Source organism: Paracoccus alkanivorans, from assembly GCF_003697785.1.
In the GTDB taxonomy this organism is placed as follows: domain Bacteria; phylum Pseudomonadota; class Alphaproteobacteria; order Rhodobacterales; family Rhodobacteraceae; genus Paracoccus; species Paracoccus alkanivorans.
On the sequence record NZ_QOKZ01000007.1, the window covers coordinates 132491 to 152706 of the forward strand.

A 20216-nucleotide genomic window follows, 5' to 3' on the forward strand; every position below is an offset into this window, starting at 1 on the left:
GCATGGCTCAGATCTTTCCCGAAAGCTTGATCTGTAATTCTCCATCCCGCCAGCTTTCCTCGCGCTGCAGCACCGGGAGGCGCTTGACCGGCGCATCGAGGCGGGGAAGACTGCTGAGCAGGCCCTGCGTATAGGGGTGGCGGGCATTATGAAGATCACTTGCGGCCAATGTCTCGACGATGCGGCCCGCATACATGATCAGAACCCGGTCGCAGAATTTCGAGACAAGATTGAGGTCGTGGCTGATGAAGATCAAGCCCATGCCCCGATCGCGCACCAGCCCATCCATGATGCTCAGCACTTCGCCCCTTACCGATACGTCAAGGGCCGAGGTGGGCTCGTCCGCGATCAGGATCTGCGGGTCGGGGGCAAGCATCATGGCTATCATGATGCGCTGGCCCATCCCGCCCGAGACTTCGTGCGGATAGGTTTTCATGACCCGCTCGGGGTCGCGGATCTGGACCGCGTTCAGCATCTCCAGCGCCTTTTGGCGCGCGATATCCCTGCTACCGCCGGCATGAAGGCGATAGGCTTCCATGATCTGGTCGCCGACGGTCATCACCGGGTTGAGGCTGAATTTCGGATCCTGCATGACCATGCTGATCCGGCTGCCGCGCAGCTTGCGCATCCGGCGCTCGGGCAGGTTCAGGATCGACTCCCCGTCGAGTTCGAGCCGGTCGGCAGTCACTCGGCCTGGCGGGCGGACGAGGCCGAGGATCGCCCGGCCGGTCATGGACTTGCCCGAACCGGATTCGCCCACCACTCCCAGCCTTTCGCGGCCAAGATCGAAGCTGACGCCCCGGACGGCGTGGAATTCCCCCTGACGGCTCGGGAAGGTGACGCGGAGGTTTCGGACCTGCAAAAGAGACTGGGTCATTCCTTGGCTCCTTTCGGGTCCAGCACGTCGCGCAACCCGTCTCCGAGCAGGTTGAAGGCGAGGCTGACGATGAAGATCGCAAGCCCGGGCATCGCCGCCACCCACCAGTGATCGAGGATATAGACCCGCCCGTCCGAGATCATCGCTCCCCATTCCGGCATCGGCGGCTGTGCGCCAAGGCCCAGGAAGCCAAGGCCCGCCGCCGACAGGATGATCCCGGCCATGTCCAGTGCCACCCGCACGATCAGCGACGAGATGCAAAGCGGCCAGATATGCCGGATCAGCAGCCGCAGTGGTCCCGCCCCCTGCAGGCGGGCGGCGGCGATATAGTCGGCGTGGCGGATAGTCAGCGTCTCGGCCCTTGCCAGTCGTGCATAGGGAGGCCATGCGGTCAGCGCCAGTGCAAGGACGGCGTTGCCGATGCTGGGGCCGAGTGCCGCGACGAAAGCCAATGCGAGGATCAGCTTGGGGAAGGCCAGGAAGATGTCGGTGATCCGCATCAGGACCTGATCGACCCAGCCTCCGGCAAAGCCGGCGACGGTGCCGATAAACAGCCCGATGATCGGCGCGATCAGGGCCACGGTGCCGACGATGAAAAGGGTAATTCGAGAGCCGTGGATCAGTCGCGACAGAATATCGCGGCCAAGCGCGTCGGTGCCCAGCCAATGCTCCGCCGAGGGCGGTTGCAGGCGGCCCGCGAGATTCTGGGCAAAGGGGCTTTGCGGGGCGAGCCATGGCGCAAAGACCGCCATGAAGATCAGCAGGATCAGGATGATAAGCCCGAACATTGCCAGCTTGTTGGCGCGGAATGTCAGCCAGCCCTGATAGATCGCCCCCAACCGCGCCTGACGGCGGGTCTGCGGTGCGTCGGACAACAGCCATTCGCGGCGGGATTGCGGGCGTGTGATTGGCGACTCGCTCATTTCGACCTCGGATCCAGCACGCGATACAACAAGTCGCTGAGCAGGTTCAGCCCGATGAAACAGGTCCCGACGACGACCGTGCCGCCCAGAACCGCATTCATGTCCCCGGCCAGCAGCGTCTTGGTGATATATTGCCCGAGGCCCGGCCAGCTGAAAATGATCTCGGTCAGCACCGAGCCTTCGAGCAGCGAACCGAAGCTTAGGGCGATCACCGTGACCAGCGGGATCGAGATATTGCGGAAGGCATGCCGCCAGATCACGGCGCGTTCGCTCAGCCCCTTGACGCGGCCGGTGGTGATATACTCCGCCGAAAGCTGTTCGAGCATGAAGCTGCGGGTCATGCGGCTGATATAGGCAAGGCTGAAATAGCCCAGCAGGCTGGCGGGCAGGATGATATGGCTGAACGCATCCCGGAAAGCCCCCCAATCCCCCGCGATCAGCGAGTCGACAAGGATCATGCCGGTGACATGCGGCACCATGCCGTCATAGATGATGCCCTGCCGCCCCGGTCCTCCGACCCAGCCCAGGATGCCGTAGAACAGCAGCAGCCCCATCAGCCCCAGCCAGAAGATCGGCATCGAGTAGCCGACCAGCGCCACCACGCGGGCAACCTGGTCGATGATGCCGCCACGCCTTGCAGCAGCGATTACACCAAGGGGCACGCCGATGCTGACCCCGATCAGCGTGCCAAGCGTCGCGAGCTCAAGCGTGGCGGGAAAGACGCGCTTGATGTCCTCGATCACCGGCTGCCCGGTCGAGATAGAGCGTCCGAAATCGCCGGTAAGGACTTCGGTCAGATAGCGGAAGAACTGCACCACCAGCGGCTGGTCAAGGCCCATCGCCTGATAGGCCGCGTCATACTGCGCCTGCGTGGCCCGGTCCCCGACCACCTTCAGCACCGGGTCGATCGGCATGACCCGCCCAATGATGAAGGTGACCAGCAAGAGTCCCAGAAGCGTGAGCGCCAGCGACAGAACTGTACCGGCGATGCTGCGCAAACGACGCTTGCGGGCAGCCCGACGGTCCGGAGCGGAGGCGGGCGGGATCGGCCCCTGCCCGCCTGTATTCGTATCGATCATGTTCAAGGCTTACTCGCCCTTGGTGACCTGATGATACATGACCGAGGTCACCGCGCCACCGGTATTCCAGTTCTGAACATTCTCCTGTAGCCCGGTATTCGCGATCCGCTGGAACAGCGGAATGATCGGCGCCTCGGCCTGATATTGCTTTTGGATGTCCCGATACATCTGGCCGCGCTTTTCGCTGTCCTGTTCCAGCGTGGCGGCTTCGGTCGCCTCTCCCATCTCCGTGGGCACCGCATAGGCATTGCGCCATGCCAGAAGGCCGGTCGCCTTGGCCTCGTCGCTGTTATCCGGGTTATAGGCGAAAGTCGCGGCATTGGTGTTCGGATCGGAATAATCCGGCCCCCATTCACCAAGGAAGATGGGAACCTCCCTGGCGCGATAAGCGTCCAGCACCTGAGCACCGGTCATCTGCTCGATTTCCAGCGTCAGCCCCACCTCGGCCATCGCACCCTGCAAGGTCTGCGCCACGTCTATATATTCACGGAGATCGCGGATCTTGGTCGTCACCGTGCCGCCCTCGATCCCGGCATCCGCGAGGATCTGCTTGGCCTTTTCGACATCATAGGTCCACGGATTTTCCTTCAGTTCACCCAGATAGCCCTGGGGCAGGAAGGATTGGTGCGTGACGAACATACCCTTGAGGAAGCTGTTCGTGATCCCTTCGTAATCGACCAGATACTTCATCGCTTCGATCACGGCAGGATTGGACAGAAGCTCATCCTTCTGGTTGAGCCCCATATAGAGGATGCGACCGCGAGGCTCGTTCTGGATCTTGATACCCTCGGCCTCGCTCAAAGCCTCGACATCGGTCGGGGTCAGGTCGCGTGCAGCGTCGATATCGCCTTGCTCCAGCAACAACCGCTGTGCGCTCGATTCAGGAACGTTGCGCACGACGACTCGCTTCATCTCGGAAGCGCCCCGCCAGTAATCCTCGTATGCGATCAATTGCACCGCTTCGTTGGGACGCCAGGCGGCAAGCTCGAAGGCTCCCGAACCCGCCTCGTTGGTATTCAGCCATGTATTGCCGAAATCCTCGCCTTCAGCATTGGCCATGACAGTTTCCTTGTCCACGACGCTGGCAACCATCGCGGTCAGGCAGTTGAGGATGAATGACTGGGCATATGCCTTGTCGAGATTCAGGGTCAACTTGTTGCCATCGAAAGTGATCTTTTCCTCGACATTTTCCGGGGTGAAGCCGAATTGTGTCAGGATGAATGCCGGGGTCTTGTTCAGCTTGACGACACGCTGTAACGACCACGCGGCATCCTCGGCGCGGACCGGGTTACCGGAATGGAAGGTTACACCCTCCCGCATCGTGAAGGTGATGGACATGCCGTCCTCCGACATCTCCCAGCTTTCGGCGAGCGACGGCTTGAAGCCCGCTTCCATGTCCAGCGGATCGAAGTCGACCAGCCGGTCATAGGTATTGCGGTTCACGTCGTTGCCCGAGAACTCGAATGTCTGGGCCGGGTCGAGGCTGATGATATCGTCTATGGTGGCGGCGATGACCAGCGTATCGGCGGGTGTCTCGGCATAGGCAGCAGGCGCAATGGCCAATGCGGAGGCCAGCAGTATCGCACGCGGAGTCAGCAGATGTTTCATATGAGTCTCCCTGTCGGAATTCATCCCGTCAATGCGGGGTTGATACGCTGCAACGTGACGCAAGCAGGAACCATAGGCAAGCCCCGTGAGCACCGCGCCCTTCCGGGCCTTGGTCAAGGGAAAACCGGTTTTTCACGCGAGATCAGTGCCCGGGAACATCGGTAGTCGAGCTCAAAGAAAACCGCTTGACGCTCCTGCCACCACCCCTTAAATCGCTCCCACCCGTGGCGGAGTAGCTCAGTTGGTTAGAGCAGAGGAATCATAATCCTTGTGTCGGGGGTTCAAATCCCTCCTCCGCTACCAAATAACCCTCAGAAAGCATGAACAATGTATCTTGACGGGATTATTTGCCCGGCAAATTTCATGCTCGGGGTTATGTCTGGGCTACATTTCATCGTCGTAGCTGACCAGAAAGCTTCCGTGGTGAACGATGCAGGGAAAACAGCACGTAATTCCCACAATGTGGACCACATCCTTATCCTGGGAAGAACTTGTTCCCAAGGCCCGCAATTCTGTAATGATGTCTTGGTGAGCCCGACAGGATTCGAACCTGTGACCCACTGATTAAAAGTCAGTTGCTCTACCAACTGAGCTACGGGCCCAACGGGGGGCTTACTAGGTGCGCTGGCCCGGAGCGTCAAGCGGAAAAACAATCGTCACTGGCGGATTTTTTTCGGGCATCTTATATGCGGGAACATGAGTAATGGTTTTCCCACCGGCTTGCCCTTCATGAAGATGCATGGGCTCGGCAATGATTTCGTCGTGATCGACCTGCGTTCGGGCGGTGTTCCCCCGGCGGAGGGCCTCGTTGCGCGCATCGCCGACCGCAACCGGGGGATCGGTTTCGATCAGTTGGCCACGATCGAGCTGGACGACCGGGCGGATGTCAGGCTGCGGTTCTGGAACAGCGACGGCTCGCTCAGTTCGGCTTGTGGCAATGCGACGCGCTGCATTGCCCGACATATCATGGACGAGACGAGGCGCGACCGGCTCAGCCTGCGCACCGATCATGGCGTGCTGCAGGCCGAGGATGCAGGGGGTGGACTGACGCGGGTCAATATGGGGCAGCCGGTGCTGGATTGGAGGGAGATACCGCTGGCGCAGGAGGTCGATATCGATCATCTGCCAATCCCCGGCGATCCGGCGGCGACCGGAATGGGAAACCCGCATATGACATTCTTCGTCGAGGATGCCGCGGCTATCGACCTGAACGGCTTCGGCTCCGAGCATGAGTATCATCCGCTCTACCCGCAGCGCACAAATGTCGAGATCGTGCAGGTGATCTCGAACAGCGAGATCCTGCTGCGGATATGGGAGCGGGGAACCGGTCCGACGCTGGCCTCGGGCTCCTGCTCCTGCGCGGCGGCGGTGGCGGCGGCGCGGCGCGGGCTTACGGGGCGGCGGGTCAAGGTGAATGTGCCCGGAGGGGTGCTGCATATCGACTGGCGCGAGGACGGCGTCTGGATGGAGGGGCCGACGGCGTATGTCTTTTCGGGTGTGCTGACGCCGGAATGGCTGTCTGCATGAGCGCGCCGGTTTTCTCCACGCTCGGCTGCCGGCTGAACGCCTACGAGACCGAGGCGATGCGTGAGATGGCGGAAGCCGCCGGCCTGTCGGGTGCAGTGGTGGTGAATACCTGCGCGGTGACGGCCGAGGCGGTGCGCAAGGCGCGGCAGGAAATCCGACGGCTGGCACGGGAAAATCCCGGCGCCCCGGTGATCGTGACCGGATGCGCGGCGCAGACCGAGCCGGAAACCTTTGCGGCCATGTCCGAAGTGACCCGCGTCATCGGCAATCACGAAAAAATGCAGCCCGAGACATGGGTGCAGATGCGAACCCCCGACCTGATTGGCGAGACCGAGAAAATCCGCGTCGACGACATCATGTCGGTCAAGGAAACCGCGGGGCATCTGATCGACGGTTTCGGCCGCCACCGCGCTTATGTGCAGGTCCAGAATGGTTGCGATCACCGCTGCACCTTCTGCATCATCCCCTATGGTCGCGGCAATTCGCGCAGCGTCCCGGCGGGCGTGGTGGTCGAACAGATCAAGCGGCTGGTAGGGCGCGGCTTCAACGAGGTGGTGCTGACCGGCGTGGACCTGACCTCCTGGGGTGCGGATCTGCCGGGGCAGCCCCGGTTGGGCGATCTCGTGATGCGCATCCTGCGATTGGTGCCGGATTTGCCACGGTTGCGGATCAGTTCCATTGACTCGATCGAGGCGGACGAGAACCTGATGCTGGCCATCGCCTCCGAACCCCGGCTGATGCCGCATCTGCATCTGTCCCTGCAGGCGGGCGACGACATGATCCTGAAGCGGATGAAACGCCGTCATCTGCGCGACGATGCCATCCGCTTCTGTGAGGAGGCGCGCAAACTGCGCCCTGAAATCGTGTTCGGCGCCGATATAATTGCCGGTTTTCCGACCGAGACCGAGGCGATGTTCGAAAACTCCCTGCGGCTGGTCGAGGATTGCCGGCTGACCTTCCTGCATGTCTTTCCCTACTCGGCGCGCAAGGGCACTCCGGCGGCGCGGATGCCTGCCGTCAAGGGGCCGGTGATCCGCGAACGCGCCGCCCGGCTGCGCGAGGCGGGCGAGCGTGCGCTGCGCCGGCATCTGGAGGAGCAGGTGGGGCAGTTGCATCGGGTGCTGACCGAAGGCCCGCGCTTGGGCCGGACCGAGCAGTTCACCGAGGTTGCCTTTGCCGAGGATCAACCCGAAGGTGCGCTGACGGAATTGCGCATATCCGGGCAGGACGGCACGCGCCTGATGGCGTGAGTGCAGTCATTTTCCGTAAAGGAGCAACCGAATGCATCCCAACCCGGCCTTCCGGCAAACCAGCCGCGACGACAACCTGGCATTCGCCACTAGGCGCGGCTTTGGAATGCTGACCTGTCCCGGCGATCCGTGGCCGCTCGCGGCGCATATCCCCTTCGTGCCCTGCGATGGCGGCGTGGAGTTCCACCTCGTGCGCAGCAACCCGATCTGTCGGGCGGTGCCTGCGCCCGCGCTTTTGGCGGTCAGCGGTGTGGACGGCTATATCTCTCCCGACTGGTACGAAGTTCCCGATCAGGTGCCGACATGGAACTATGTCGCCGTGCATCTGCGCGGACGGATCGAGCCTGCCCCCGACCTGCGCGCCCATCTGGAGCGGCTGTCCGAAGCCTTCGAGACCCGGCTGCTGCCCAAGCCGATCTGGCGGCTGGACAAGATGGGTGATGACGCGCTGGCAAGAATGATGCGCGCGATCCTGCCGTTCCGCCTGATCGTAGAGGATGTGCAGGGCACGTGGAAATTGTCGCAGAACAAACCCGACGATGTCCGGCTGCGCGCGGCCGATCATGCCAGCCCGGAGCTTGCGGTGCTGATGCGCGGCGACTAGCGTGGGCGCAATTCAGGAGGAGACCGCCCGCATGAGCACAGCCCTGTTCACCCATCCCGCCGCCGAAGCGCACCTGATGCCGATGGGGCATCCCGAGCAGGTGGCGCGATATGCAGCCACGATATCCGCGCTGAACGGGCTTGACCTTGATCGCCGCGAGGCGCCGCTGGCCGAGGATGCAGATGTGTTGCGTTGCCATCCCGAGCGCTATCTGCAACGCCTGCGGGCGGCGCAGCCGGAACAGGGACTGCGGGGACTGGACGCCGATACGCATATCTCTCCGGGCAGTCTGGAGGCGGCGTTGCGCGCCGTGGGCGGGGCCTGCGCGGCTGTCGACGCGGTGCTGGCGGAAGAGGCCCGCAACGCCTTCATCGCCATGCGCCCGCCCGGCCATCATGCCGAACGCGAAACAGCGATGGGTTTCTGCCTGTTCGGCACCGCTGCCATTGCCGCGAAGCGGGCGCTGGACCGGCATGGGCTGGATCGCGTCGCGGTGCTGGATTTCGACGTGCATCACGGGAATGGCACGCAGGATCTGCTATGGGACGACGCGCGGGCCTTTTTTGCATCCACTCACCAGATGCCGCTCTATCCCGGCAGCGGGGCCGCGTCGGAACGCGGGGCGCATGGGCAGATCATGAATGTTCCACTGCCTCCGGGCTCGGACGGGGGGCAGGCACGGGTGGCCTGGGATGCCATCCTGAAACGTTGCCGGGAGTTTGATCCACAGCTGGTGGTAGTCTCGGCCGGGTTCGATTCGCATCGCGACGATCCGCTGGCACAGCTTCAATGGGTCGAGGCGGATTTCGCCGCCATCACCCGCTCGATCTGCGATATGGCAGCGGAGTGTGGTGCCCCGGTGGTATCCTGCCTGGAAGGTGGTTATGATCTGGCTGCTCTGGGGCGGTCGGTCCGTGCCCATGTCGAAGTGCTGATGGAGGCCGGAGAATGACCGAGATCGAAAAGCTGTCCTTCGAGGACGCGATGCGTGAACTGGAAGCCACCGTCGGCAAGCTGGAAACCGGCGAGGCGACGCTGGAGGAATCCATTGCGCTGTATGAACGCGGGGCGGCCTTGCGGCAGCATTGTGAGAAACGCTTGCGCGAGGCCGAGGAGCGGGTCGAGAAGATCACCCTGTCCGCGAATGGTCAGCCGACCGGGACGGAACCGGTCGAGGGTCAGTGATGCAGGCCAGGTTCGACGAGGTGAAGGCGCAGCTTCAGGCCGCTTTGGATGCGGCGATGGCCGATCTGCCCAAGGGCGAGCTGCGCGACGCGATGGCCTATGCCACTGTTGGCGGCAAACGTATCCGCGCATTTCTGGTGCTGGAATCGGCCCGGCTGCATGGCGTTACGGACGAAGCGGCGCTGCCCGTCGCCACGGCGGTCGAGGCGCTGCATGCCTATAGCCTCGTCCATGACGATCTGCCCGCCATGGATAACGACGATCTGCGCCGGGGCATGCCTACCTGCCATGTGCAGTGGTCCGAGGCGACGGCAATCCTGGCCGGGGACGCGCTGCAGACGCTGGCTTTCCGCCTGTTGACCGACAAGGCCATCGGTGATGCCAGTGCGCGGCTGCGCCTGATCGAGACATTCTCGGATGCCGTCGGTGCGAAGGGCATGGTCTGGGGGCAGGCCCTCGATATCGCCGCCGAATCCGCGATGGAGCCGCTGGACCTGAAGGCGGTGAAGCGCCTGCAGGGAGCCAAGACCGGCGCGCTGATCCGCTTTGCCGCGACGGCCGGACCGCTGATGACCGGAGACGATCCGCAGCCGCTCGAGGATTATGCGCGGGCCCTTGGCCTGGCCTTCCAGATAGCCGATGACATCCTCGATGTGACCGGTGACGAGGATGTGACCGGCAAGCGCGTTGGCAAGGACGCTGCCGCCGGGAAGGCGACTTTCCTGTCATTGCTGGGGCTGGAGGGGGCCAAGGCCGAGGCAAGGCGCTATGTCGGCGCGGCGGAGGCGGCGCTGGAATCCTATGGCGAGGCGGCGGAAAACTTGCGCGAACTGGCCCGCTTCGTTATCGAACGCGATACCTGAACGCCGTGCCGGAGCGCCAGCCCCATGTCTGATTTCACGACAGATCGCCCGCAGACGCCGGTCCTTGACAGGATCAGCCTGCCCTCGGACCTGAAGTCCCTGACCGACCGGGAGCTGTATCAGCTTGCCGATGAATTGCGGGCCGAGACGATCAGCGCCGTCAGCGTGACCGGCGGCCATCTGGGCGCCGGGCTGGGCGTCGTCGAACTGACCGTGGCGCTGCATGCCGTGTTCGACACGCCGCGTGACAAGATCATCTGGGATGTCGGCCATCAATGCTATCCGCACAAGATCCTGACCGGGCGGCGCGACCGCATCCGCACTCTGCGTATGGGAGGCGGGCTGGCCGGTTTCACCAAGCGTGCCGAAAGTTCCTATGATCCTTTCGGCGCCGGGCACAGTTCGACCTCGATCTCGGCGGCGCTCGGTTTCGCGGCGGCGCGCGACCTGGGCGGCGATCCGGGCGACGCGGTCGCGGTGATCGGCGACGGCGCCATGAGCGCGGGGATGGCCTATGAAGGGCTGAACAATGCAGGCCATATGGGCAAGCGGCTCTTCGTGATTCTGAACGATAACGAGATGTCGATCGCGCCGCCTGTCGGCGCGATGTCCTCCTACCTGACGCGCCTTTATACCGGTGGGCCGTTCCAGGAACTCAAGGCTGTCGCCAAGGGCGCGGTCGGCTTCCTTCCCGAACCGCTGCAGGAAGGCGCCCGCCGCGCCAAGGAGATGCTCAAGGGCATGGCCGTCGGCGGCACCTTGTTCGAGGAACTGGGCTTTTCCTATATCGGCCCGGTGGATGGTCACGACCTGGAACAATTGCTGCCGCTGCTGCGCACGGTCAAGGCGCGCGCGACCGGGCCGGTGCTGATCCATGCGGTGACGAAAAAGGGCAAGGGCTACGCGCCCGCCGAAACCGCCTCGGACAGGGGCCATGCGACGGGCAGGTTCGACCTGATGACCGGGGTTCAGGCCAAGCCTGCGCCGAATGCGCCCAGCTATACCTCGGTCTTCGCGCGCGCGCTGATCGATCAGGCCAGCCGCGACGACAGGATCGTGGGCATCACGGCGGCCATGTCCGACGGCACCGGGCTTAAGAAATTCGCCGAAAGCTTTCCGCGCCGCAGCTTTGATGTCGGCATTGCCGAGCAGCACGCCGTGACCTTCGCTGCCGGGCTGGCGGCGGGCGGGATGAAGCCGTTCTGCGCGATCTATTCGACCTTCCTGCAGCGTGGCTACGACCAGGTCGTGCATGACGTGGCGGTGCAGGGGTTGCCGGTGCGCTTCGCCATCGACCGGGCGGGGCTGGTGGGGCAGGACGGGCCGACCCATGCGGGGGCCTATGACATCGCCTACCTGTCGAACCTGCCGGGCTTCGTGGTTATGGCCGCTGCCGACGAGGCGGAACTGATGCATATGGTCGCCACCGCCGCCGCCCATGATTCCGGCCCCATCGCCTTCCGCTTCCCGCGCGGCGAGGGCACCGGTGTCGATCTGCCGGAACATGGCGAGGTGCTGGAAATCGGCAAGGGCAGGATCGTCGCCGAGGGGAAGGGCGTTGCGATCCTTTCATTCGGCACCCGCCTTTCCGAGATAACCAAGGCATGCGAGGCCCTGCACGCGAGGGGTATTGCCCCGACCATCGCCGATGCCCGTTTCGCCAAGCCCCTGGACCGTGACCTGATCTTGCGCCTCGCGGCAGAACATGATGCACTGATCACCATCGAAGAGGGGGCCGTGGGCGGTTTCGGCAGCCATGTCGCGCAGCTTCTGGCCGAAGAGGGTGTCTTCGATCACGGGCTGAGATACCGCTCGATGGTGCTGCCCGACCGCTTCGTGGACCACGACGCGCCTTATGCGATGTATGACAGTTCGGCTCTGAACGCTCCGCATATCGAGGCCAAGGTGCTCGAGGTGCTCGGTCTCGGGAACCTGCAGGGGCGCCGCGCGGAGAACGGTTAAAGCAGGGCAACGGACACTCCGGATTCGATCGGACCTCCAGTTGCGGAATGGTTTTCCCGATCCCACCGCATTCAATTTCGTGCAAATATCCCCGGGGGACCGGAGACTGTCCCGGCCATTATGGGACGCAACGGAACATGCTCCCTGAATCGGCCCAAGGCCAGCTATTGATAACTGCGCACCAGGGCCCCGGCGATCAGTGCCCAGCCATCGACCGCGACGAAGAAAGCCAGCTTGAAGGGCAGGGCGACGACCACTGGTGGCACCATCATCATGCCCATCGACATCAGCACCGCCGCCGCCACCAGGTCGATGATCAGGAAAGGCAGGGCGATCAGGAAACCGATCTCGAACGCCCGCTGCAATTCGGACAACATGAAAGAGGGGACCAGCACCGAAAGGCGATCGGGCGGACCGCCGGTGCCCGGAGCGATCTCGGCCAGCCTGTCCAGCGTGTCGGGATCGGTCCGATTGGCCATGAATTGCTGGAACGGTAGAATTCCACGCTGAAAGGCATCGGCGAGACCGATCTCGCCATCGCGCAATGGAGCGGCCGCGACCTGCCAGGCCTCGCGCAGGACGGGGTCCATGATGAACCATGTCAGGAACATCGACAGGGCGATGATCAGCATGTTGGGCGGCGATTGCTGCAATCCCAGTGACTGGCGCAGGATCGACAGCACCGTGACGATGAAGGGAAAGCAAGTCACCGTGATCAGGATGCCGGGTGCCAGCGACAGCACCGTCAGCGCCAGCATGATCAGGACAGAGTTCTGCCCCAGGCTCCCGGCCGCCTGCTGGAACGTATCCTGTGCCAGTGCCGGTGATGGCAGTATCAGCACCGGCAGCAGGAACCATGCCGGTCTCACATTTCCTCCGTCGCGCCGGTGATCCGCACGCAAAGCCGATCCTCCGGAGAGCCGTCTCCGGTCAGTTCACCGCGCGCGATAACCCTGTCACCCACGCAGATCTCGCCCCCGTCATCGATGGTCTGGTCCAGCACCAGCACATCCTCGGGTTTCAGGGCCGAAAGCTGGGCGACGGTCTGACGGGTTTGTCCCAGCCTTATGCTGACCTCCAGCTGGATATTGTCGGTGTCGATCAGGTTCTTCACTTCGTCCATGCTGTCATGTCTCCTTGATTTCATCGATCAGCTCGCGGATCTGATCTGCGAGTTTCTCTTGCGAGAACTCGATACTGCCGCCCGAAAGGGACAGAAGGACATGATCCGTGGCCGTGGTCTCGATCTCGATTTGCTTTAGTCCGCTTTTGCTGATGCAATTCTCGACCTGTCCACGAAGCGTCTCGCTGCACGAGATATGCACCCGGACCGGAGTAACCTCCCGGGCGAGCCGGCTCAGCTCTACCGTCAGGGCCTGTTCCAGCCTTTGCGAGGTGACCGAAGGGGCAAGCGCATCGACGATTCCGGATAGCAGCGGAATGAATGCGGCGACCGCTTCGGCCCTTATTTTCGCGGCCTGCTCATCGTTTTCGGACAGCGCCCCGGCAAGCTTTTCCAACCCGGCGCGCAGTTGTTCCGCCCCTTCGTTTTCGCGTTCCGTGCGACCCTCGGAAAAGCCCTCGGCACGGGCATTGTCCAATTCTTCCTGCGAAAACATCTGCACGGTTTCGCGGCGCCTGTCCGAAGTAAAGGATTCCAGCTTGATCGCAGCGCTTGCCATCAGGCTTTCTCCTTGTTTTCGATCCAGCCCGACAGGATCTTGATACTTTCGTCCTGGCGCTCGCGCATCATGCTGCGCAGCCGGTCAGATCACGCAGCAATATTCGGATGAGACGGGCCGGATGGAGGCCTTGCAGCTTCATCCCGCTTGGGAGGCCGAATTCGTCAAATCCGATGGCGAGACAGGACGCGGGGGCGGTGGCGCCATCACGCCTGCCCTGTCCGGGAAACTGACGGAGGCCGTGCGCAAGGCATTGGCAGAAAACCTGTCTTCGCGCGTCGTCATCCTTGCGCCCGATCACCGGCGACGGATGATCCGCGCGGTTCTCGCCTCGAACGGGATCGCGACGCCGGTGATCGGGCTGGAGGAGGTCGATACCTCTGCCGATCTGCATCTGGCGGGCACGGTGCAGGCGGCCTGATGTGGGATGTGGCCATGACGCAGTTTCCGGAACTGAACTGGGCGATGGTGCTTGTCTACGCGCGGGTTCAGGCCTGTATCCTGATCCTTCCCGGACTGGGTGAGCGCAATATCCCGGTGCGCGTCCGGGTTGCTGTCGCCGTGGCGATAACCCCATTGCTGACCACTCCGGTTACGGCTGTGGCCATCCCACCAGGGCCGCTGGAGATTGCGGCGCAGATTGGCTCGGAAATGGCAATCGGTTTTTCCAGCGGGGCATTGTTGCGCATTCTTGCCGGAGCCATCGATATCGCGACGACGGCGATTGCGGCCACGGCCTCGCTGTCGCAGATCGTCGGTGTTCCCAACGAGGCGGCGCCGCATCCGCTCGGCAATTTGCTGCATCTGGGCGGGGTGGCAATCCTTATGGCCATGGGGCTGCCCATCATGTTGTTGCGACTGATGGCTGACGGCCTGTCGCTCTGGCCGCCCGGTGGCTGGCCCGATGCCGCGACGCTGGTGCCCGAGGCGATCCGGATATTCGCCCACGGCTTCGCGTTCGCGCTTTTGCTCGCCTCGCCATTCACGCTTGGCGGTTTCATCTTCCAGGCGCTGTCCGGCCTGATCAACCGGGTCATGCCCGCGCTTCCGGTGGTGTTCATCGGCTCGCCCGCCTCGATCTTTCTGGCATTGGCGGGGGCGGCGTTGCTGGGGCCGGTGCTGGTGGAATTGTGGGCGAACGCGGTGCTTGACTACAGCCTGCCGGGACCAGGATGAGCGAGGAAAAAAAGGACGACAAGCCATTCGAGCCGAGCGAGCGCAAGCTGCAGAAGGCCCGGCAGGATGGCGATGTTCCCCGTTCGACCGAGGTGAACGTGCTGGCCATGTATCTGGGGGCGTGGCTGGTTTTCGCTGTCGGTGCGGGATATGCCATCACGCATTGGCTGGCAATGGCCACACGGGCGATGGGGGACGGAGGCTGGCCGTTGGAATCGGTTTTCGCCCTCGCCACCTCGCTTGCGCAATATGCGGGACTTGCTCTTTTCGCCCTGCTTGCCGTGCCGGTCATGACGATCCTGTCGGGCCTGGTCGCGCAACGCGGGCTGGTCTTTTCGGCCAAGAAGCTGGCTTTCGATTTCAAGCGCATCAATCCGGTCAAGAACGCTGCGCAGAAATTCGGCATGTCGGGGCTGATGACTTTCGGTATCTCGGTGCTCAAGGCCGTGCTGACCTGCCTGGGCGGGTGGTATCTGTTTGCCTCTTTGCTGGAGCGGCTTGCCGCTAGTCCGCTCGGTGCGGATGCGCAATGGGTCACGATGCTGGGAAATCTGTTGCTGAAGGTGCTGATGCTGGCGATTGCCACATCGGCGGTGCTGGCGGTGATCGATATTTTGTGGAAGCGGCATGAGTATCTGCACAAGCATCGCATGACCCGCAAGGAGATGGAGGACGAGCAGAAGGATTCCGAGGGCGACCCACATCTGAAGGCCGCACGCCGCCGGAAGGCCGTGGATATCGCCATGAAGCAGATGCTGGCTGATGTCGCCAAGGCCGATGTGGTGATCGTCAACCCCACGCATTACGCCGTCGCGCTGGAATGGCGGCGCGGCAGCGGGCGGGCACCGGTCTGTCTGGCCAAGGGCACGGATGACGTGGCCGCCCGGATCAGGGAAAGGGCGCGGGAACACGAGGTGCCGATCTATTCGGACCCGCCCTGCGCCCGTGCCCTGCATGGCACCGTCCAGATCGGCGAAGAGATCAGGCGCGAACATTTCGCCGCGGTCGCCATTGCCATCCGTTTTGCCGAGAGAATGCGGCAAAAGGCGCGGCAGGGATGGTGAATGACGCCGGGAAACTCGCCGCGCTGGAGCGGATTGCCCGGCTGAAAGCCGAGCGCGAGCTGCGCAAGTTCGCCGCGTTCAACCAGCATATGACTGCCGCGCGGCAGCGTGTAGAGCAGTTGCGGAACACGCTTGAACAAAGCTATCGCAGCGATTCCCCGCTCAGCTTGCCCGAAGCCAGGGTGGCGAATGCGCAGGCAGGTCGTGCGGCCCGCGAATTGCGCATGGCCGATCTGGAGCTGGCACGCATGACTCCCGGCTTCGAGCAGGCCCGGCGCGTGGCCGCCCGCGAATTCGGCCGGGCAGAGGCGCTGCGGGAACTGGCGCAGGCAAAACGGCGCGGCAGGCAGGATTGACCGGCCCCGTGCCGCGCCGGGTGCGGGATCAGACCCAGGGGCGGGCCTGTTCCATCTGGGCCTCGTAGCTGTCGATGCTTTCGGCCTTTTCCATGGTCAGCCCGATATCGTCCAGCCCGTTCAGCAGGCAATGCTTGCGGAATTGATCGATCTCGAAATGGAATTCCTGCCCGTCCGAGGTGCTGACCGTCTGGTTTTCCAGGTCGACGGTCATCCGGGCATTGGCGCCCTTGCGCGCGTCATCCATCAGCACGTCCACCGCCTCTTGCGGCAGGGTGATCGGCAGGATGCCGTTCTTGAAGCAATTGTTGAAGAAGATATCGGCGAAGCTGGTCGAGATGACGCAGCGGATGCCGAAATCCAGCAGAGCCCATGGGGCATGTTCGCGCGATGATCCGCAGCCGAAATTATCCCCGGCGACAAGGATCTGCGCGTCCCGGTAGGCGGGCTGGTTCAGCACGAAATCGGGCAGCTCGTTGCCGTCGCGATCATAGCGCATCTCGTCGAACAGGTTCACGCCCAGCCCGCTGCGCTTGATGGTTTTCAGGAACTGCTTGGGGATGATCATATCGGTGTCGATATTGACCAGCGGCATGGGCGCTGCGATCCCGGTCAGGGTGATGAATTTATCCATGATCGGGGCCTCCTCAGGCAGTTTCGGACGCGAATTCGCGGATATCGACCAGATGGCCGGCCACCCCCGCCGCCGCCGCCATGGCGGGCGACATCAGGTGAGTGCGGCCCTTGTAGCCCTGGCGCCCCTCGAAATTGCGGTTCGAAGTGGCGGCACAGCGTTCCTGCGGTGCCAATTGGTCGGGATTCATGCCCAGGCACATCGAGCACCCGGCCAGCCGCCATTCGAAGCCGGCATCCCTGAAGACCTGGTCCAGCCCTTCCTCCTCGGCCTGCGCCCGCACCAGACCCGAGCCGGGCACGACCATGCCGCGCACGCCTTGGGCCAGCTTGCGGCCCCGCAGCACATCGGCGGCGGCACGCAGATCCTCGATCCGGCCATTGGTGCAGGAGCCGATGAAGACCGCGTCGATGGCAATATCGGTCAGCTTCGTTCCGGCGGTCAGCCCCATGTAATCCAGTGCGCGCCGCGCCGCTTCCACCTTGCCACCCGAGAAATCCTCGGGGGAGGGCACATTCGCGGTGATCGGCAGCGCATCCTCGGGGCTGGTGCCCCAGGTCACGGTCGGCGCGATATCCTCGCCTCGCAGCGTCACCACCTTGTCCCAATGCGCCTCGTCATCGGAATGAAGAGTCTTCCACCAGTTCACCGCGGCTTCCCATTGCGCGCCTTTCGGAGCATGCGGGCGCCCCCTGACATATTCGAACGTGGTCTCGTCCGGCGCGATCAGCCCGGCCCGCGCGCCGCCCTCGATGGCCATGTTGCAGATCGTCATGCGGCCTTCCATCGACAGGTTGCGGATCGCCTCGCCGCAATATTCGATGACATGGCCGGTGCCGCCCGCCGTGCCGGTCTTGCCGATGATCGCCAGCACCACATCCTTGGCGGTGACACCGGGAGCGAGGCGGCCGGTGACCTCGACCTTCATGTTCTTCGATTTCGACTGGATCAGCGTTTGCGTGGCCAGCACATGCTCGACCTCGGAGGTGCCGATGCCATGGGCGAGCGCGCCGAATGCACCATGGGTGGCGGTGTGACTGTCACCGCAGACCACGGTCATGCCGGGCAGGGTCCAGCCCTGTTCGGGTCCGACGATATGCACGATGCCTTGCCGGATATCGTTGACCGGATAGTAATGCACGCCGAATTCACGGGCATTCCTGTCCAGCGCATCGACCTGGATACGGGATTCCTCGTTGTCGATGCCGTTCTGGCGGTCCAGCGTCGTTGGCACGTTGTGATCGGGCACGGCGATGGTGCGTTCGGGGGCGCGGACCTTGCGGCCGGTCATGCGCAGCCCCTCGAAGGCCTGCGGGCTGGTCACCTCGTGAACCAGGTGGCGGTCGATATAGAGCAGGCAGGTGCCGTCCTCGGAACGATCGACCACATGGGCGTCCCAGATCTTGTCATACAATGTCCGCGGGGCGGTTTCGGGATTCGTCATGGCTCTTGGCTTTCGGCTGTGATGCGAATGATATGCGGGTCGGGCAGGGACGGCGCAAGGCCGCCGGCCGTCAGCCGCGCGCCGTTATGCAGAGCGTTTCACCGTAGAACCGCGAAGGCAGTCGTGCGCGGTCATGGATATCGAAATAGATGAATCCGGACATGAGGGCGTTTTACGCTCGATTCCCGCGCGAAGCAATATCGGCGGAGGCTTGCCGGGTGGGGGCAGCAGTTTCCAATCGCTGCAAGGAGAGGAGGATAGAGTATGTGAACCGCGAACGGACCAACGCTGTGCAGGGATCGTGATCGGGATGATACTGGTTTCCTGGTCATGCTGGCGCCGAGCAGGATGTGATGGCATGGCCTTTGGCGCGCATGGTTTCGCCGCCTTTGACTGGTAGGCTGCGCAGTCACGAAAGCCGGTCGAAAATGGTGCGCATCTTTCAGGTTGCCGATCGACCGCAAACTGATGCCGCTGGCATTCGCGGCGCTTGCATGGACGGTCGTCCTTATTATGCGCGAGGTTCGGCTGCCGGACGACATGGCAACAGCCGGACGGGGAGATAGCTACGATTTTAACGGCACCGATTGAGATGGAGCGAAAAGATGTTATCTTTAGGGTACCCCTGCGCCGGGGGCGATCGGCGTGCTGACCGGAGGATACAACCCTGTCACAAGACGTCTCGCCGGCTCCCATGCCGGCTGCGACCGCCGCGGGAAGCCAGCTGAGCAGCGAACAGCTTCTGTCCCGCATCCTGTCCTCGCTTGAAGATGACAAGGCAGAGGACGTCGTTACCATCGACCTGCGCGGACGCTCGGCCATGGCGGATCACATGGTGATCGCATCGGGCCGCAGCGCGCGCCAAGTGGGTGCCATCGCCGAAAAACTGGCCGAACGCTTCAAGCAGGCGACCGGGCGCACCGCCCGGATCGAGGGCAAGGACACCGGCGATTGGGTGCTGATCGACACCGATGATGTCATCGTCCATGTCTTCCGCCCCGAGGTTCGCGACTTCTATCAGCTCGAGAAGATGTGGATGCCCGCCGACGCGCTTGGCCGCGTGCGCGAGGCCAGCACCCGCCCACAATAGGCGATGCGTATTGACATCGCCGCCGTGGGGCGGCTCCGCAAGGGCCCCGAGGCGGCGATGGTCGCCGATTACCTTGACCGTTTCGCCAAGACCGGTCGCGGGCTTGGCCTGCCCGCGATACGGGTGATCGAGGTCGAGGACAAGCGCGGCGCTGGCATGGCGGCCGAGGCCGAACTCCTGTCGCGCGCGATCCCTGCAGGCGCGGCGCTGGTGATGCTGGACGAGCGGGGCGAGCAGCCGACATCGCCGGATTTCGCGCAGCGGATCGCCACTTTCCGTGACCAGGCCCGCGATCTCTGTTTCGTGATCGGCGGGGCCGACGGCCTCGATCCGGTTTTGCGTGACCGCGCCGACTGGCAGATCAGCTTCGGCAGGATGGTCTGGCCGCATATGCTGGTGCGCGTGATGCTTGCCGAGCAATTATACCGCGCGGTGACCATTCTCGCGGGCAGTCCCTATCATCGCGAATGATGGTCTCGGCCGGCAAGGGAGTGGACGACAGCGCTGAAACCGCCTTGTCCTTGCCGGGAACCTGGCGGTCTTCCTTCTTTGCCAAGGTAATACAAGGGACTCCGGGGCCGGTCTCCGGCCATCGCGGAGCGCAAGGTTCATCCGGTTTCGAAACCAGTCCGGAACCAGCAGGATCTCTCCGCTCCGACAGCCGGATTCCTTTTCGCCATTGAACTCCCCCCACCAGCACCTCTATGTTGTGGGTTACGTGCCCAAGCCACGCATCTGCGGGTCGAGCGGCGCCAACAGTTTCGCAGCGCGGCACCTCTGTCCCGTCAATGGGCGGCATGTGCCACGCGGAAAACCCCGTCTCAGGCGCGATCAACCGCACCGGGATGACGATAAGCACTGGCCCGGACCATTACGGTCCCCCGGGTCCCAC

Annotated in this window: 22 protein-coding genes and 2 tRNA genes; 14 read left to right on the top strand and 10 right to left on the bottom strand. The window is 63.3% G+C overall.

Going from position 1 to position 20216, the window contains the following annotated elements:
• Window positions 1–7: 7 nt before the first annotated feature.
• The 4 genes from C9E81_RS17330 to C9E81_RS17345 are packed head-to-tail and all read right to left on the bottom strand — an operon-like array spanning window position 8 to window position 4487.
• On the bottom strand, window positions 8–877 hold the full coding sequence (locus tag C9E81_RS17330) for an ABC transporter ATP-binding protein (RefSeq protein WP_122113608.1): 870 nt from the start codon (window positions 875–877) through the stop codon (window positions 8–10).
• Window positions 874–1800 carry a nickel transporter permease gene (nikC, locus tag C9E81_RS17335; RefSeq protein WP_122113609.1) on the bottom strand — a complete coding sequence of 309 codons (927 nt, stop codon included), beginning with the start codon at window positions 1798–1800 and terminating at the stop codon, window positions 874–876. The genes C9E81_RS17330 and nikC overlap by 4 nt, the downstream gene beginning before the upstream one ends.
• Window positions 1797–2879 carry an ABC transporter permease gene (locus C9E81_RS17340; protein ID WP_122113610.1) on the bottom strand — a complete coding sequence of 361 codons (1083 nt, stop codon included), beginning with the start codon at window positions 2877–2879 and terminating at the stop codon, window positions 1797–1799. Before C9E81_RS17340 ends, nikC begins: the two co-directional genes overlap by 4 nt.
• Window positions 2880–2888: 9 nt before the next feature.
• The gene (locus C9E81_RS17345) at window positions 2889–4487 is read right to left on the bottom strand and encodes an ABC transporter substrate-binding protein (protein ID WP_122113611.1); all 1599 of its coding nucleotides are present in this window, start codon (window positions 4485–4487) and stop codon (window positions 2889–2891) included.
• Window positions 4488–4713: 226 nt separating this feature from the next.
• Between C9E81_RS17345 and C9E81_RS17350 the strand changes: the two genes are divergently transcribed.
• Window positions 4714–4790: transfer RNA gene (locus tag C9E81_RS17350), tRNA-Met, on the top strand.
• Between the two features lie 223 nt (window positions 4791–5013).
• Here C9E81_RS17350 and C9E81_RS17355 read toward each other — a convergent pair.
• Window positions 5014–5089, bottom strand: a tRNA-Lys gene (locus tag C9E81_RS17355).
• 94 nt (window positions 5090–5183) lie between these two features.
• Here C9E81_RS17355 and dapF point away from each other — a divergent pair.
• From dapF to dxs, 7 genes are read left to right on the top strand one after another with little or no spacing between them, the layout of a single operon-like run.
• Window positions 5184–6014 carry a diaminopimelate epimerase gene (gene dapF, locus C9E81_RS17360; RefSeq protein WP_122113612.1) on the top strand — a complete coding sequence of 277 codons (831 nt, stop codon included), beginning with the start codon at window positions 5184–5186 and terminating at the stop codon, window positions 6012–6014.
• Window positions 6011–7264, top strand: a complete 1254-nt coding sequence (mtaB, locus tag C9E81_RS17365; RefSeq protein WP_122113613.1) for a tRNA (N(6)-L-threonylcarbamoyladenosine(37)-C(2))-methylthiotransferase MtaB — start codon at window positions 6011–6013, stop codon at window positions 7262–7264. The genes dapF and mtaB overlap by 4 nt, the downstream gene beginning before the upstream one ends.
• Before the next feature lie 31 nt (window positions 7265–7295).
• A complete protein-coding gene (locus tag C9E81_RS17370) occupies window positions 7296–7868 on the top strand; it encodes an FMN-binding negative transcriptional regulator (protein ID WP_122113614.1) in 573 nt (190 codons plus the stop codon).
• 31 nt (window positions 7869–7899) lie between these two features.
• A complete protein-coding gene (locus tag C9E81_RS17375) occupies window positions 7900–8820 on the top strand; it encodes a histone deacetylase family protein (RefSeq protein WP_122113615.1) in 921 nt (306 codons plus the stop codon).
• Window positions 8817–9053 carry an exodeoxyribonuclease VII small subunit gene (locus tag C9E81_RS17380; protein ID WP_122113616.1) on the top strand — a complete coding sequence of 79 codons (237 nt, stop codon included), beginning with the start codon at window positions 8817–8819 and terminating at the stop codon, window positions 9051–9053. Before C9E81_RS17375 ends, C9E81_RS17380 begins: the two co-directional genes overlap by 4 nt.
• On the top strand, window positions 9053–9916 hold the full coding sequence (locus C9E81_RS17385; protein ID WP_122113617.1) for a polyprenyl synthetase family protein: 864 nt from the start codon (window positions 9053–9055) through the stop codon (window positions 9914–9916). The genes C9E81_RS17380 and C9E81_RS17385 overlap by 1 nt, the downstream gene beginning before the upstream one ends.
• A 24-nt stretch (window positions 9917–9940) precedes the next feature.
• The gene (gene dxs / locus C9E81_RS17390) at window positions 9941–11878 is read left to right on the top strand and encodes a 1-deoxy-D-xylulose-5-phosphate synthase (protein ID WP_122113618.1); all 1938 of its coding nucleotides are present in this window, start codon (window positions 9941–9943) and stop codon (window positions 11876–11878) included.
• Window positions 11879–12042: 164 nt separating this feature from the next.
• Here dxs and fliP read toward each other — a convergent pair whose 3' ends face one another.
• From fliP to C9E81_RS17405, 3 genes are read right to left on the bottom strand one after another with little or no spacing between them, the layout of a single operon-like run.
• Window positions 12043–12747, bottom strand: a complete 705-nt coding sequence (gene fliP, locus C9E81_RS17395) for a flagellar type III secretion system pore protein FliP (RefSeq protein ID WP_243698706.1) — start codon at window positions 12745–12747, stop codon at window positions 12043–12045.
• Window positions 12744–13001, bottom strand: a complete 258-nt coding sequence (locus C9E81_RS17400) for a FliM/FliN family flagellar motor switch protein (protein WP_122113619.1) — start codon at window positions 12999–13001, stop codon at window positions 12744–12746. Before C9E81_RS17400 ends, fliP begins: the two co-directional genes overlap by 4 nt.
• A 4-nt stretch (window positions 13002–13005) precedes the next feature.
• Window positions 13006–13560, bottom strand: a complete 555-nt coding sequence (locus tag C9E81_RS17405) for a hypothetical protein (RefSeq protein WP_122113620.1) — start codon at window positions 13558–13560, stop codon at window positions 13006–13008.
• An 88-nt stretch (window positions 13561–13648) separates the two neighbouring features.
• On the opposite strand from C9E81_RS17405, the gene C9E81_RS17410 reads away from it, so the two are divergent.
• Genes C9E81_RS17410 through C9E81_RS17425 form a run of 4 tightly spaced genes read left to right on the top strand, consistent with a single transcriptional unit; the run spans window position 13649 to window position 16156 of the window.
• Window positions 13649–13981: an FHIPEP family type III secretion protein gene (locus C9E81_RS17410; protein ID WP_279432724.1), complete on the top strand. Its 333-nt coding sequence runs from the start codon at window positions 13649–13651 to the stop codon at window positions 13979–13981.
• Window positions 13982–13995: 14 nt separating this feature from the next.
• Window positions 13996–14736 (top strand): flagellar biosynthetic protein FliR, encoded by a 741-nt coding sequence (locus C9E81_RS17415; protein ID WP_243698707.1) that lies wholly within the window; start codon window positions 13996–13998, stop codon window positions 14734–14736.
• Window positions 14733–15800, top strand: coding sequence for a flagellar type III secretion system protein FlhB (gene flhB / locus C9E81_RS17420; protein ID WP_122113623.1), 1068 nt, complete (start codon window positions 14733–14735; stop codon window positions 15798–15800). The genes C9E81_RS17415 and flhB overlap by 4 nt, the downstream gene beginning before the upstream one ends.
• Window positions 15794–16156 carry a hypothetical protein gene (locus C9E81_RS17425; RefSeq protein ID WP_122113624.1) on the top strand — a complete coding sequence of 121 codons (363 nt, stop codon included), beginning with the start codon at window positions 15794–15796 and terminating at the stop codon, window positions 16154–16156. Before flhB ends, C9E81_RS17425 begins: the two co-directional genes overlap by 7 nt.
• 28 nt (window positions 16157–16184) lie before the next feature.
• On the opposite strand, the gene leuD is transcribed toward C9E81_RS17425, so the two are convergent.
• Both leuD and leuC read right to left on the bottom strand, forming a co-directional pair.
• The gene (gene leuD / locus C9E81_RS17430; protein WP_122113625.1) at window positions 16185–16790 is read right to left on the bottom strand and encodes a 3-isopropylmalate dehydratase small subunit; all 606 of its coding nucleotides are present in this window, start codon (window positions 16788–16790) and stop codon (window positions 16185–16187) included.
• Between the two features lie 13 nt (window positions 16791–16803).
• Window positions 16804–18234: a 3-isopropylmalate dehydratase large subunit gene (leuC, locus tag C9E81_RS17435; RefSeq protein ID WP_122113626.1), complete on the bottom strand. Its 1431-nt coding sequence runs from the start codon at window positions 18232–18234 to the stop codon at window positions 16804–16806.
• A 694-nt stretch (window positions 18235–18928) separates the two neighbouring features.
• On the opposite strand from leuC, the gene rsfS reads away from it, so the two are divergent.
• Both rsfS and rlmH read left to right on the top strand, forming a co-directional pair.
• The gene (rsfS, locus tag C9E81_RS17440) at window positions 18929–19324 is read left to right on the top strand and encodes a ribosome silencing factor (RefSeq protein WP_122113627.1); all 396 of its coding nucleotides are present in this window, start codon (window positions 18929–18931) and stop codon (window positions 19322–19324) included.
• Window positions 19325–19327: 3 nt separating this feature from the next.
• Complete coding sequence (gene rlmH / locus C9E81_RS17445; protein ID WP_122113628.1) at window positions 19328–19795, top strand: 23S rRNA (pseudouridine(1915)-N(3))-methyltransferase RlmH; 468 nt, start codon at window positions 19328–19330, stop codon at window positions 19793–19795.
• Window positions 19796–20216: the final 421 nt, after the last annotated feature.